The 12,131-nt window shown below is 52.1% G+C and carries 17 protein-coding genes and 2 pseudogenes; 16 read left to right on the top strand and 3 right to left on the bottom strand.

Features of this window, described 5'->3' with window-relative positions; all coding sequences use genetic code 11:
- The 12 genes and pseudogenes from BCA33_RS16415 to BCA33_RS16370 form a co-directional block, all read left to right on the top strand.
- The coding region (locus tag BCA33_RS16415) for a heavy metal translocating P-type ATPase (protein ID WP_139173040.1) at positions 1-1,144 on the top strand (1,144 nt) is incomplete at its 5' end.
- Positions 1,145-1,178: 34 nt separating this feature from the next.
- Entirely contained in the window at positions 1,179-1,691 is a 513-nt protein-coding gene (locus BCA33_RS22195) for a hypothetical protein (RefSeq protein WP_254774517.1), read from the top strand.
- Positions 1,692-1,747: 56 nt separating this feature from the next.
- Positions 1,748-2,086, top strand: coding sequence for a VTT domain-containing protein (locus BCA33_RS22190; protein ID WP_254774516.1), 339 nt, complete (start codon positions 1,748-1,750; stop codon positions 2,084-2,086).
- Positions 2,087-2,436: 350 nt separating this feature from the next.
- Positions 2,437-2,823, top strand: a complete 387-nt coding sequence (locus BCA33_RS16405; RefSeq protein WP_175469819.1) for a hypothetical protein — start codon at positions 2,437-2,439, stop codon at positions 2,821-2,823.
- Complete coding sequence (locus tag BCA33_RS16400) at positions 2,795-3,223, top strand: SCO family protein (protein WP_254774515.1); 429 nt, start codon at positions 2,795-2,797, stop codon at positions 3,221-3,223. The genes BCA33_RS16405 and BCA33_RS16400 overlap by 29 nt, the downstream gene beginning before the upstream one ends.
- Before the next feature lie 52 nt (positions 3,224-3,275).
- The gene (locus tag BCA33_RS22185; RefSeq protein WP_254774514.1) at positions 3,276-3,425 is read left to right on the top strand and encodes a hypothetical protein; all 150 of its coding nucleotides are present in this window, start codon (positions 3,276-3,278) and stop codon (positions 3,423-3,425) included.
- A 46-nt stretch (positions 3,426-3,471) separates the two neighbouring features.
- Entirely contained in the window at positions 3,472-3,765 is a 294-nt protein-coding gene (locus tag BCA33_RS22180) for a TlpA disulfide reductase family protein (protein ID WP_254774513.1), read from the top strand.
- 559 nt (positions 3,766-4,324) lie between these two features.
- Entirely contained in the window at positions 4,325-4,993 is a 669-nt protein-coding gene (locus BCA33_RS16390) for an isoprenylcysteine carboxylmethyltransferase family protein (RefSeq protein ID WP_071267540.1), read from the top strand.
- Between the two features lie 117 nt (positions 4,994-5,110).
- The gene (locus BCA33_RS16385; protein WP_071267538.1) at positions 5,111-5,749 is read left to right on the top strand and encodes a peroxiredoxin; all 639 of its coding nucleotides are present in this window, start codon (positions 5,111-5,113) and stop codon (positions 5,747-5,749) included.
- A 258-nt stretch (positions 5,750-6,007) separates the two neighbouring features.
- Positions 6,008-6,667: a class I SAM-dependent methyltransferase gene (locus BCA33_RS16380; RefSeq protein ID WP_175469817.1), complete on the top strand. Its 660-nt coding sequence runs from the start codon at positions 6,008-6,010 to the stop codon at positions 6,665-6,667.
- Between the two features lie 131 nt (positions 6,668-6,798).
- Positions 6,799-7,601 (top strand): annotated as a pseudogene (gene lgt / locus BCA33_RS16375) (prolipoprotein diacylglyceryl transferase).
- 44 nt (positions 7,602-7,645) lie between these two features.
- Complete coding sequence (locus BCA33_RS16370; RefSeq protein ID WP_071267534.1) at positions 7,646-8,317, top strand: isoprenylcysteine carboxylmethyltransferase family protein; 672 nt, start codon at positions 7,646-7,648, stop codon at positions 8,315-8,317.
- A 322-nt stretch (positions 8,318-8,639) separates the two neighbouring features.
- On the opposite strand, the gene BCA33_RS16365 is transcribed toward BCA33_RS16370, so the two are convergent.
- Together BCA33_RS16365 and BCA33_RS16360 are read right to left on the bottom strand one after the other, a co-directional pair.
- Complete coding sequence (locus BCA33_RS16365) at positions 8,640-8,825, bottom strand: hypothetical protein (protein ID WP_071267532.1); 186 nt, start codon at positions 8,823-8,825, stop codon at positions 8,640-8,642.
- A gap of 150 nt (positions 8,826-8,975) precedes the next feature.
- Positions 8,976-9,263, bottom strand: a complete 288-nt coding sequence (locus tag BCA33_RS16360; RefSeq protein ID WP_071267530.1) for a hypothetical protein — start codon at positions 9,261-9,263, stop codon at positions 8,976-8,978.
- A gap of 584 nt (positions 9,264-9,847) precedes the next feature.
- Between BCA33_RS16360 and BCA33_RS22905 the strand changes: the two are divergent.
- From BCA33_RS22905 to BCA33_RS16345, 4 genes and pseudogenes are all read left to right on the top strand, one after another.
- Positions 9,848-10,195: pseudogene (locus BCA33_RS22905) on the top strand (methyltransferase); the annotation flags it as partial.
- A 207-nt stretch (positions 10,196-10,402) separates the two neighbouring features.
- Positions 10,403-10,537, top strand: a complete 135-nt coding sequence (locus tag BCA33_RS22575) for a hypothetical protein (protein ID WP_302848228.1) — start codon at positions 10,403-10,405, stop codon at positions 10,535-10,537.
- 60 nt (positions 10,538-10,597) lie between these two features.
- On the top strand, positions 10,598-10,999 hold the full coding sequence (locus tag BCA33_RS16350) for a MerR family transcriptional regulator (RefSeq protein ID WP_071267526.1): 402 nt from the start codon (positions 10,598-10,600) through the stop codon (positions 10,997-10,999).
- Positions 11,000-11,105: 106 nt separating this feature from the next.
- Positions 11,106-11,489, top strand: a complete 384-nt coding sequence (locus BCA33_RS16345; RefSeq protein ID WP_071267524.1) for a hypothetical protein — start codon at positions 11,106-11,108, stop codon at positions 11,487-11,489.
- 237 nt (positions 11,490-11,726) lie between these two features.
- Here the strand turns inward: BCA33_RS16345 and BCA33_RS16340 are convergent.
- Positions 11,727-12,131, bottom strand: a 405-nt coding sequence (locus BCA33_RS16340; RefSeq protein ID WP_139173039.1) for an integrase core domain-containing protein, incomplete at its 5' end; no start/stop codon positions are given.

Below are 12,131 nucleotides of genomic sequence, written 5' to 3'. Positions count from 1 at the left end.
GCTGCTGATCGCCTGTCCCTGCGCGATGGGGCTGGCCACGCCGACGGCCATTATGGTCGGAACCGGCAAGGGCGCCGAAATGGGCGTGCTGTTCCGCAAAGGGGCAGCCCTGGAGACACTGGCTCGAATGGACACCATCGTCCTCGACAAGACCGGCACCCTGACCCGGGGCCGGCCCGAGCTGACGGATTTCATTCTGGTGGAGGGCCGCGAGGATGAGGTGTTGGCCTGGGTCGCGGCTGTAGAAACCGAAAGCGAGCATCCCATTGGGGAAGCCATCGTCAAGGGCGCCAGGGATCGGGGACTCACGTTGCCAGCGGTCAGTGAATTCCAGGCAGAGCCGGGCTACGGGATCCAGGCACAGGTTACCGGCCACCGGATCAATGTGGGCGCGGACCGTTATATGCATCGCCTCCGTATCGATTTGGCCAGTGTTGCCGACAGTGCGGTGTCACTCGCCGAAAAGGCGAAAAGCCCGCTTTATGTTGCCGTCGACGGCCGCCTCGCCGCGTTGATTGCAGTGGCCGATCCGCTTAAGGATGGTTCGTTGGAGGCGATTGCTGCGCTTAAGGCCGCAGGGCTGAGTGTGGCCATGCTCACCGGTGACAATCGCGCTACCGCCGAGGCCATCGCGCGGCAGGCGGGTATTGAACGGGTGCTTGCGGAGGTATTGCCAGACCAGAAAGCAGCAGAGGTAAAGCGTCTGCAGGAAGACGGTGCACGGGTCGCTTTCGTCGGTGACGGCATCAACGATGCCCCGGCATTGGCCCAGGCCGATGTGGGTATCGCCATCGGAACGGGTACTGATATTGCCATTGAGGCTGGCGATGTGGTTCTGATGCGCGGCGACCTCCGGGGAATTGTGGATGCGACAGCGCTTTCACGGCGCACCCGCAGAACGATCCTCGGCAATTTTGCCTGGGCCTACGGGTATAACCTGGCACTTATTCCGGTGGCAGCGGGTGTTCTGTTCCCGTTTACCGGCTATCTGCTCAATCCCATGCTGGCCGCTGGGGCCATGAGCCTTTCCAGCGTATTTGTGGTGACCAACTCCCTCCGGCTTGGCCGGTTTAAATCCGATAGCAGAGACTCTGCGGCAAGCAACGTAAGCGACAGCGGAGCAGCACAAGCCAGCGTCTCATAAGAGACCTGGCACACAGAAACAGGAGATTGACAGGATGACAAGTGAGGCATGCACGCTTGGAATGGCGGAAATGGGCTTGATATCCCTTTTGCTCATCGTCGCCCTTGCGCTTGGCGTCGCAGCCCTCGTCAAGCACCTGTTTTCCGGAACCAAAGATGATTCTGGAAGCACGAAGAAGAACACCAGAGGGATTATGAATACCACTCGGGAGCATGAAATCCATCGGGAGCCAGAGGCAAATACGGGGCTAAGGTTGAACGCAAAAGCAAAAGTAGTTGGCGTTCTGCTTCTGCTGGTTGCTCTGGTGGCGATCTACTGGATCATGCTGGAGACTGGAGTGCTGGCTACAGTGACCAACAAGATCGCGTTACGAGAATGGATCGATCAACTGGGGTATTGGGGACCGGTGGGCATCATCGGCCTGATGATCATGGCCATCGTCCTGAGCCCGATCCCCAGCGCCCCGGTCGCCATGGTCGCCGGGGCGGTTTATGGTTCCTTCTGGGGGACGGTGTTCGTGGTTGTCGGGGCCGAGGCCGGCGCCTGATAGCCTTCACCATTGCCCGTTCCCTGGGTTACGACGTTATACATCGCTGGAGTCGAGTGCGCCCCGTGTTGAACTGGCTAAGCAAGGACCGCTCTCAGAGTACTTTGATGTTAATTATTTTTGCATCAAGGCTGGTGCCCTTTATCTCATTTGATGCGGTCAGCTACGCAGCGGGTCTGACGCCGCTCGCTTTCTGGCGCTTCGTAGTCGCAACTTTGGCCGGTGTTATTCCGGCGGCCTATTTGATTACAGCATTTGGCGGATTGCTAATGGCAACTGAGTCCGGACTGGTGACGATAATCCTGATTCTCGTCAGCGGCATTACCCTGTTGCCGATTATTGCGAAACTGCTTTTGGCCCGATGCGGGGTGCGCAAGAACGCGTTCCAGCAGTAAAAACCGGATCCAGACTCTTTGGATAGTGCAAGCCGTTTGCTACTACCTAACCCATAAAGATGGGAGCCTACCTGTTATGACATTCTGTTTGGCAAGGGCGCGGGGAACCGCTGAGTAATGGATCAGCTTCCTTCTTTACTTATCGCTGCCAGATTATGATGGCGATTGTGGCAGGCTTGCTACTCAACTGACCCCCTGCGTTCTGCCCGCGATTCCCATCAAGGTCCGGACCATCCTGCGGGAGGCCGGTAGCCAGCGGTCACATCGCCCGTTTCACCGGGCTCTTTGACACCGACAGCCTGGTTGAAGCAATCAGCCGCACCGAAAACTCACAACCTTAGATACCAGGGATGAAGCACGGTGACCCGACCAAAGTGTGGCTGGCTGGCGTAGCGGTTTTACTGATCGCGGGCGCGGCCGCATTCGTTTTGATCGATAACAATTCCGTAAATATTGCCAGTCTCACCCAGACGGAGCGCACCAGTTCTGAAGCTCCAGCACCCATTGCCCGTTCGGGGCTGGCAGATTCTTCCGATAAGGTGCGCCAGAAAATTGTTGGAGATAGTAAAACACTGACAGCGGATGCCGGTGAAATCGTTTTGGCACTGGACATTGAACCGGGCTGGCACGTGAACGCCAACCCGGCGTCCATGGAGTTCCTGATTCCCATGGCCGCCCCGGGCGAGCCTCAAGGCTTATGCCCACTCCATGGAGGATGTCGAAGCGTCGTTAAATGAAAAAGAACGTTATGCCCAGTTTGTCGACCAACCGGCCCCTCTGTTTAAGCTGACCGAAAGCGACGGTAATATCGGCTCCCTGGCGGATTTAAAAGGCAAAACCGTTGTGCTCGATTTTCTCTACACGCGCTGCACTGAGGCTTGTCCTTTGCACATGAACCTGATCCGGCAGTTGCAGACCGGGGAAAAAGACGAAGGGCTGAGCGAAGAGGTGGTCTTCATCACGATTGCCACCGATCGTGAAGACGTCGCTGGGACCTGGGAAAACATGCGCGCCTACGGCAAGAATTTCGATCTCAAACCCGGCAATTGGCACTTTCTTTATCGAACCAGGCTGAACCGCAGGATTGACTTCGGAACTTGCCCAAGCGTACGGCGTTCGATTCACGGACACGGGTGACGGAGTCCAGGTACATGGTGTAGTCACTCATGTGATCGATCCAGAGGGACGGATGCGTGCCCGTTTTCACGGTTTAAAATTCCAGCCTGAACATCTGGTGACCTATCTCAAGGCCATCGCCATAGGCCCCAATGCCGCAGCCGATGATGGTTTCTGGAGCCGACTGCACACGCGTATTGAAGGCCTGATGCAGTGTAAGTAGTCCCTGTGGGTAGCAACCTACACCTGTAGCCTGAGTACCGGCGGCAATGCTCGCTTTTGCTATTTCATTAAACCCCTCCGTTTCGACTGCGGGGGAAGTTCCAGGTTCGGTCGGTCCCCAGGATTTTCTGATCTGGGAAACACCCCGAAATCTGCCCGAGCTCGCATTTGAAGACAAAAAAGGCAAGCCTTTAACGCTGGCAGATTTGCACGGCAAAGTGGTGTTGCTCAATATTTGGGCGACCTGGTGTGCGCCCTGTCGTGAAGAAATGCCGACGCTGGATTCACTTCAGGCTCAGCTGGGGGGGCGAGCAATTCGAAGTGGTCGCTCTGTCGATTGACCATGCGGGGCGCGGTGCTGTTGAGAAATTCTATCGGGAAACCAGTATCAAGCATCTGCTCATGTATATCGATCCGTCTACACTGGCTGCTTCAACTCTTGGTATAGAGGCGCTCCAACAACGTTGCTCCTTGATCGCGAAGGCCGTGAGATCGGCCGCCTGGTCGGAGCTACGGAATGGGACCGCCCGGCCATGGTTGATTTTATCACTCGTACCATCGTCGAGATTTCAGATTGAACGTAACCCAAACTTAATGAAAGTCCTCAACAAAAGTCTTGACCTTAAAGTTGACATTAAGGGTATCGTTTATCCCAAGTAGCCGGGTTGCTGCACTTATTACTTGAACCCAAGAGGTAACAATAAAAAAAACCCCTGACCATGCAGGCACTCGTGGATAAGCTTTCGGACGAAGAGATTGAAGATGTGATTGAGTACCTGAAAACCCTCTGAGCAGATGACCAGAAAGCGTATCAGCGCGAGGCGAGCCAGAACGATACTTGAAACGATCAGACGACCCCATCGATGCCGATAATCGGTCGCCATAAAGGTAAATCAAGGTATGAATGAATTGTTTAACCACTCTGGGGCCTGGGGCATCGCACTGATCGTTATCGTTTTGGTGTCCTGGTTCTTCTATCGTTATTTCGCGCCAAAGAACTGGCGGGAGTGGGCCGGCGCCGGGGTGGTGCAGGCCTTTATCATCGCGCTTTATGCAGAAATGTATGGCTTTCCGCTCACCATCTATCTGTTGGTGCGTTTTTTCGGCCTGGACAGTGAGTATGTCAGCGCCAGCCTATGGTCGACCCTGGTCGGGCTGGGCGAAACCGGCATGTTGATCTCAATGCTGCTCGGTTATGCGCTCGCGTTCGTCGGGATCGGGCTCTTTATTAGGGGATGGCGTCAGGTCCACAAGGCACGAGGGGAGAACCGTCTGGTGACAGACGGGTTGTATGCGTATGTGCGGCATCCACAGTACACGGGACTGTTCATCGCCCTGTTCGGCGAAGGCGTGGTGCATTGGCCAACGCTGTTCTCGGTCGGTCTGTTTCCAGTGATCGTACTTGTCTACACATGGCTGGCACGACGTGAGGAACAGCAGGTGCTGAAGCAGTTTGGTGAGGAATATCGCGCCTATCAGCGACAGGTGCCGATGTTCATCCCCCAGTGGGGCCGATGGCGTCAGCTCGCTGCCGCTTCACGAGACAGCAGCGATGGCAAGACAAAATGACGTATTTCTCATGCAGCACGCTCATTGTCTGGATGGGAAAACAAACGATCCGCTGATTTTAAAGATATCAATTTTACTGAACCTTGAACGACATCGAAAGCAAAGGAGATAGAGCTGATGACATTGCAACTTGGAGAAACCGCACCCGATTTCACCGTACAATCCACCGAAGGAAACATTCATTTTCATGAATGGCTTGGCGACAGTTGGGCCGTCTTATTTTCACATCCCGCCGACTACACACCGGTCTGTACCACTGAGCTGGGTGCCTTTGCCAAGCGCAAGGGCGAATTCGCCAAGCGCGGCGTCAAGCTGATCGGTGTATCCGTCGACCCACTTGACTCCCATAATAACTGGGCAAAAGACATCGAGAGTACTCAGGGTACAGGGCTTAACTACCCCCTCCTTGCAGACAAGGATCGGGTGGTCGCGAATCTTTACGGCATGATCCATCCGAAAGCCGATCCCAAGTTAACCGTTCGCACGGTTTTCATTATCGACTCTGCCAAAAAAATACGTCTGACATTGACTTATCCACCCAGCACGGGCCGCAACGTTGACGAAATCATGCGAGTTATTGACTCACTTCAACTGACTGACAACCACAAAGTTGCCACGCCGGTTGACTGGAAAAACGGAGATGATGTGATCATCGTTCCGTCGCTTTCCTATGAAGAAGCCAAAGAGCGGTTTCCTGATGGATGGGATGAGCAGACGCCGTATCTGCGCGTTACGCGTCAACCAGGTCGGAAATAATACAGAATCCGCCAACTGAGCCTCACGTGCTGCTGATTAAAACCCGGGCGCACGCCTCGCGGAAGCGCCGAAGTCAGTGCTTCTGTGTCCTCAAATCGATTCCGCAGCCGTCTCAACAAGCACGGTCCAGATCCATTGGGCTTGCCTGGGGGCAACGGAGAATAGCTTCATTGGAGAGAGACAATGACGACGGCTTTTTCGAGGATATCCCGGGAATATGATGATCTATGGCTTTTGACAGAAGGCTACCGAGACTGGATGCTGAAAAAGATTCTTGAGCATTTGAAAATTCACACAGACAGTAAGTTCGCAGACCTGGGAGGTGGATCCGGTTTATTCACGCACCTTCTAAAGGAGGGTGTACCGCTTGAATCTGACGCTATATGCGTGGATCCCTCCGAAGCCATGCTCTTGAACGCCGGACAATACAGAGGTCTCCAGACATATTGTGAGTCTGCTGAAGTATTTGCCCAAAGGCAGATGCCGCTGAACCGGATCCTTATCAAGGAATCGATCCATCACATCCGGAATCGTCAGAGTTTCTGGAAAAAAATAAGCTCCGGTTTAACCTCCAATGGCCGTATCTTGGTGGTGACTCGGCCAAGCCTACCCGGGTTTCCTCTTTTCAAGCGGGCGATGACTGCTTTTTCAGAGAGTCAGCCGGAACTCGAAGTTCTTCTAAGTGAAATCTCTGCCTCTGGCCTTAGATCTGTAGCAAACACGGAGGAGTACTACGTCGAAATCCCGAAGGAGCGCTGGTATACAATGCTTCGGGCCCGATTTATGTCAAGCCTGACAAGCTTCACTTCCGATGAAATTGAGCAGGGCATTCTGGAAGTCGATGGCCAGCTTGATGGAGACCAAATTCGTTTCACTGATCGTGTGTTCTTTGTGGTGATTCAGCACAAGACAAAATGATTATGGTGAAGCGTATGTATTCAGTAAAAAGTGAGAAACTCGCCGACCGGATATTGCATGACGAGGTGCTTGCGAAGGTAGACCGAATACTCGACAAAGATCCATTTTTATGAATAGGAATCTGAGAACCAATGCTTAACTATCCAAAAATCGATCCGATAGCGATTTCATTGGGCCCATTGCAAATCCATTGGTATGGCCTGATGTACCTTGTTGGCTTTCTGGCAGCCTGGTGGTTGGGACGTCACCGGCTCATCGATTGGGGTTGAGCACCGAAGCAGTCGAAACGCTGATTTTCTACTGCGTGATAGGCGTCATACTGGGCGGGCGCCTGGGGTATGCGCTGTTTTACGGCTTCGACAAGCTGGCGGACAACCCGTTCTGGTTATTCAAAATCTGGGAAGGCGGCATGAGTTTTCACGGAGGCTTTGCCGGAGTATTGGTCGCCGCCCTGGTTTTTGCCCGCAAACAAAATCTGCGTTTTTTCCAACTTACGGACTTTATCGCACCGCTGGTGCCGATTGGGCTGGGGGCAGGGCGCCTTGGCAATTTTATCAATCACGAGCTTCCGGGGCGGGTCAGCGATGTCCCTTGGGCCGTGGTGTTCCCCAATATGGGAGCGGCGCCACGCCACCCGTCGTCACTTTATGAGTTTGCATTGGAAGGTGTCGCGCTGTTTGCCGTGTTGTGGTGGTTCTCAAGCCATCCTCGCCAGAAAGGAGCAACGTCCGGCCTGTTCCTGTTGCTTTACGGGGTATTCCGCTTTTCTGTCGAGTTCGTTCGCCTTCCCGATCCGCAACTGGGATTTATCGCCTTTGGCTGGATGACCATGGGACAGTTGTTAACGTTGCCCATGATCCTTGGAGGTTTTGCACTAATTGCGTGGTCGAGACGCAAACCAATCGATAACGCAAAGGTTGCGGAAGCCCGATAAAGGCTAGCCTTGATCATTCGTTGACGCACGGAGAGAGCTTCAGCATGACTGAGAAAATGGCGCATTCCGGAGCGTGGGGTATAGCTGCGATCATGATCGTGTTGATCTCCTGGGTTATGTACCGTTGGCTTGCTCCCAAAACATGGCGCGAGTGGGGGAGCGCCGGGGTGGTGCAGGCGTTTATTATCGCGTTGTACGCAGAGATGTATGGTTTCCCTCTCACGGTATATTTGCTGGTTCGGTTCTTTGACTTGGACGGTAGTGAGCTCAGCGCGAATCTCTGGTCGTCTCTGCTCGGTATCGGCGAGATGGGAATGCTTATCTCGATGCTGCTCGGCTATGGTCTGGTGGTGGTCGGCATCGGTCTTTTCCTTCAGGGATGGCGAGAACTTCACCGTGCGCTTCAGCAGAACCGGCTCGCAACGGATGGACTCTATGGTTTGGTGAGACACCCGCAGTATACAGGTCTTTTTCTTATCCTGTTCGGAGAAGGCATCGTGCACTGGCCGACGCTGTTCTCCGTTGGTCTGTTCCCCATCGTCGTCCTTGCCTACAGCCTGCTCGCACGCAATGAAGAGCGACAGGTGATTGAGCAGTTTGGTGAGGAGTACCGAACCTATCAGCAGGATGTGCCAAGGTTTATTCCGCGAGTGGGCCGGCTTGCAAAACTCATCGGCAAGTCCCGCTCAGGTTTGGGCCGGACCGGGAAGTCTTAACCGACGGGCTGAGCCCGTGTTTTCATGGATAGTCACCGAAGTACTATCTTTGGTCCAATGAGTTTTATGTCCATTATTAACGTCATTGGTTGTCAAATAGATGTATCTTCGATGGTTGACCTTTAGAGCCAAATGAAAGAGCGGTGATGGAAGTTTAGGGGAGAGTTTATTCTATGCTAGATGTGCAATAAATAGCCAGACACAATTATTAATAGGTGGTTGGCTATTTATTTAATTTAATCACTCTGGCATCGTATCAATAATGAGTATGACGTCGAGGCATGACTATCTGGATCATTTTCTGTAAATTACCTTGGCCAATCTAAGATTCACTCATATCCTTGTGGGGCTGTTTCTCTTCAATGCAGCTCATTTTCGCGCTTTTGGTACTGACTGTTTTGTTAGGGTAACTGCGTGCTTCATTTATACGATCTGCCAAACCGGAATTGGCAGTGGCCATAGTAGAGAATAAAGCCGTAATTGCTGTGGCGATAATTACTTTTTTCATAATGTTCTCCTGCTTTTCCATAAAACCGGTTCAGTAATTCAGGTCGGTTTCAGGTTTGTGTGGTTTAGTTACTCTTGGTCAGGGCGCCGTCGGCTCAACTTTTGAGCCAGTCGGCGCTTGTGTCTCCACGAGTCAGCTTTGCCGCAGGGATTACCTTGCGGTATTTTTTTGACCATTTTCCATAGCCTTATGGTACGCCTGGCCCTCTTCGGTACTGATCATCTGTCGGCGAGCCTCCATGCCTACCTCGGACATTGCATAAAGCGTCATGTTTTTGTGCAAGCGCTGCATATCTTCATTCTGAAGAATGTTTTCAATGGACTGTTTGCTCGTCATTTGGTGGTGCATGGCCTTCATATCCTTATTATCTGACATGTTGTCCGCGAGTACGGACGTTGAAAGAGTAACCACTGTCGCTAATATAAAAAGTTTCTTCATTATTTCACCTTGAGTTTGATTGAGAGCTTAATTAATTCACCAACTTCTGAATCTATCTTGAGGTTTAGATGCGAATATTTGGCCAGCTAAAAAGTCTGTGATTTTTCTGCGATAAGATTGTCTTTTGGGAACGCCTTCCACAAACGATTTGACGCTTCCTGTCTTCTTTATCTTGCCGACCGAAGTGAGGCTATCGTTGAAGTCTACTTTAAGGTCAAGTGCTGTCGTCAACTAATTGGTGGGGCCTCAAAGAATATATTTAGATTATGCCAACTGTCGAGATTACTCGCGCTCCATGCACGGCACATTAGGTGCGACGTTTAATTTCTTGACCTTAAAGTAGGCTTCAAAGATAAGCTCCTTTGACGATAGATATTAAGTAGTTCCGCGAGCGTACTGATGGACCAAGATGGCCTGTAATAAGCCCACCGAACAGGCAAAAGAAGAGGATGTTTTCATCGTCTTTTATGTCTGACACAAGGCTGAACAGGCACAGGAAGTAAATCAGAACGTTGAGAGTGGTTTCATCGATGTGGGGTAGTAATGACGGCGTTTTCGAGAATTTCCCGGGACTATGATGATCTTTGGCTTTTGACCGATGGCTACAGGAACTGGATGCTGAGAAAGGCTCTTGGGCATCTGAGAATGCATCCTGGCAGCAGGTTCGCGGACCTGGGAGCGGGGACCGGCATATTTCTCATCTTCTAAAGCAGTGCGTACCGCATGAATCTGACGCCATATGCGTGGATCCTTCCGATGCCATGCTTTTGAACGCAGAACAGTACGGAGGCTTACGAACATACTGTGAGACTGCTGAAAAATTTGTCCAGAGGCAGGTGCAACTGGACCGGATTCTTATCAAGGAATCGATCCATCACATTCGGAATCGTCAGAGTTTCTGGACAAAAATACGCTCAAGTTTAATGCCAGACGGTCGTGTTTTGGTGGTGACTCGGCCCAGTTTTCCCGAGTTCCCCCTTTTTACGCGGGGGATAACGGCCTTCTCAGAAAGTCAGCCAGAGCTTGACATTCTCCTCGAAGAAATCTCTGCCCCCGGCCTTAACACTGTGACAAACACAGAAACATATTACGTCGAAATCCCGAAGGAACGCTGGTACACAATGCTCCGGGCCCGGTTTATGTCAAGTCTGGCAGGTTTTACTTCTGGTGAAATTGAGCAGGGTATTCTGGAAGTCGATGGTCAGTTTGACGGAGATCAGATTCGATTTACCGATCGTTTGTTCTTTGTGGTGATTGAGCACGAGTCAAAATAATCATGCTGGGGTGTACTCACGTGGTGTGCCGGATTTTTTCATGAGAGCGATGTGGAGACGATGAAAGTCAAAGAAATTGCGAGATTGGCGGAAGTCACCCCGGACATCGTTCGTTTTTATAATCGCGAAGGGTTACTCCGGCCACGACAAAATCCCAGAAATGGCTACTATGTGTATGGTTCGGAAGACCTGTGCCGTTTACGTTTTATTCGTATGGCTAATAAGCTGGGTTTGAGCCTGTATGAAATTAAAGTCATTCTGAGTCAAGCCATGGAAGATGGCTTGCTCAGTGGCGATCTGAAGGCACTATTTACAGACCGTCTTTCCTGGCTGGAGCAGGAATTAAATGAGCTCAAGCGACTTCGTGACGATATGAACGCTGCAATTGAGGTATGGCAACAGATGCCTGATGGTGCCCCCAATGGTCGTTCTGTCCAAGAGTTAATAGAGCAATGGAGCTAATGCCAATCCGGACAATTAATCGGTTGACCTTTGTGATGGGTGCATCTTACCATCTCGAAAATTTCCGTAAAATCAATAATCTGAGTCACTCTATTTGCCACGCTCGATGATTCACAAAGCCGTTATTAACCTGCTGTTGCTGATCATGGCGATGCAGCCAGTGCTGGCGTTCGGGCAATTCACTACAGAACCAACGGACGCTCACTCCCGAGCCGACCAAATGGCGATGATGGCTTGCTGCGACGACGGTTTACGTGAACTTTCTGAGCATTCCGAACAGGATATGGCCTGTGGTGACATGGCCTCGGCGGACTGCACTCTTGCCGCCAGTTTAGGTAACTGCAGTGCCATGTTATTTGGACTGGTTCCTGAAAAAGCAGGGGCGCCGACACAACCGGTTACCAGCCTGACGCCCTTTCATCTCCACGATAGCTACCTCAGCATCATCCTCGACACTCTGACACCTCCCCCCAACGCCTCAAAAGCCTGATTCGAGCCTTTTCGATTCGTTCGCACGTTCACACGAGGCCACAGGCCACGAACGCGCGGTCATAAGCTTTAAACGAGAAAGTATCAATGCGCATTGCCCTGATGGCGATAGTGATCGTCGTGGTCTTTGGTCTTGGCTGGTTCGCCAGTCAGCAAACCATGCCACTTTCGCACATTTGATGCCGGTACGGGTGGGAGCGTCCATTCCATTGTTTTAAGAGGGCATCAAAAGTAGAGATCAGGCCACCATGGCCAACTTCTGTTGTGGGGTAATGCCTCCGAGGGCCATGTTGGGCCGTTCATTATTGTAGGTCCATAGCCACTGCGTTGCATATTCCTGAACCTCTTCAATCGAGTGGAATAGGTATTGGGCCAGCCAGTCATAACGCACGGTGCGGTTGTAACGCTCGATATACGCATTCTGCTGCGGGTTGCCGGGCTGAATAAAGACCAGTGTAATATCGAGCCTCTTAGCCCAGGCGGCCAAGGTGGCACTGATGTATTCTGGGCCATTGTCGCAGCGAATTTGCATGGGCTTTCCCCGCCACTCGATGATCTGATCCAGGGCCCGGATAACACGCTCAGAGGGCAGTGACAGGTCTACCTCAATGCCAAGACCTTCCCGGCTGTAATCGTCAATCAC

The sequence above is a fragment of the Marinobacter sp. AC-23 genome (assembly GCF_001858325.1).
Lineage (GTDB): Bacteria > Pseudomonadota > Gammaproteobacteria > Pseudomonadales > Oleiphilaceae > Marinobacter.
Note: the sequence above shows the minus strand (reverse complement) of the source record. Positions and strands in the feature narration are given on the sequence as shown.

Coding starts and splice junctions, on each gene's coding strand:
- BCA33_RS22195 (WP_254774517.1), top strand. CDS start 1,179: ATGACAAGTGAGGCATGCACGCTTGGAATGGCGGAAATGGGCTTGATA.
- BCA33_RS16405 (WP_175469819.1), top strand. CDS start 2,437: ATGAAGCACGGTGACCCGACCAAAGTGTGGCTGGCTGGCGTAGCGGTT.
- BCA33_RS16400 (WP_254774515.1), top strand. CDS start 2,795: ATGGAGGATGTCGAAGCGTCGTTAAATGAAAAAGAACGTTATGCCCAG.
- BCA33_RS22185 (WP_254774514.1), top strand. CDS start 3,276: ATGCGTGCCCGTTTTCACGGTTTAAAATTCCAGCCTGAACATCTGGTG.
- BCA33_RS22180 (WP_254774513.1), top strand. CDS start 3,472: ATGCTCGCTTTTGCTATTTCATTAAACCCCTCCGTTTCGACTGCGGGG.
- BCA33_RS16390 (WP_071267540.1), top strand. CDS start 4,325: ATGAATGAATTGTTTAACCACTCTGGGGCCTGGGGCATCGCACTGATC.
- BCA33_RS16385 (WP_071267538.1), top strand. CDS start 5,111: ATGACATTGCAACTTGGAGAAACCGCACCCGATTTCACCGTACAATCC.
- BCA33_RS16380 (WP_175469817.1), top strand. CDS start 6,008: ATGCTGAAAAAGATTCTTGAGCATTTGAAAATTCACACAGACAGTAAG.
- BCA33_RS16370 (WP_071267534.1), top strand. CDS start 7,646: ATGACTGAGAAAATGGCGCATTCCGGAGCGTGGGGTATAGCTGCGATC.
- BCA33_RS16365 (WP_071267532.1), bottom strand. CDS start 8,825: ATGAAAAAAGTAATTATCGCCACAGCAATTACGGCTTTATTCTCTACT.
- BCA33_RS16360 (WP_071267530.1), bottom strand. CDS start 9,263: ATGAAGAAACTTTTTATATTAGCGACAGTGGTTACTCTTTCAACGTCC.
- BCA33_RS22575 (WP_302848228.1), top strand. CDS start 10,403: ATGTCAAGTCTGGCAGGTTTTACTTCTGGTGAAATTGAGCAGGGTATT.
- BCA33_RS16350 (WP_071267526.1), top strand. CDS start 10,598: ATGAAAGTCAAAGAAATTGCGAGATTGGCGGAAGTCACCCCGGACATC.
- BCA33_RS16345 (WP_071267524.1), top strand. CDS start 11,106: ATGATTCACAAAGCCGTTATTAACCTGCTGTTGCTGATCATGGCGATG.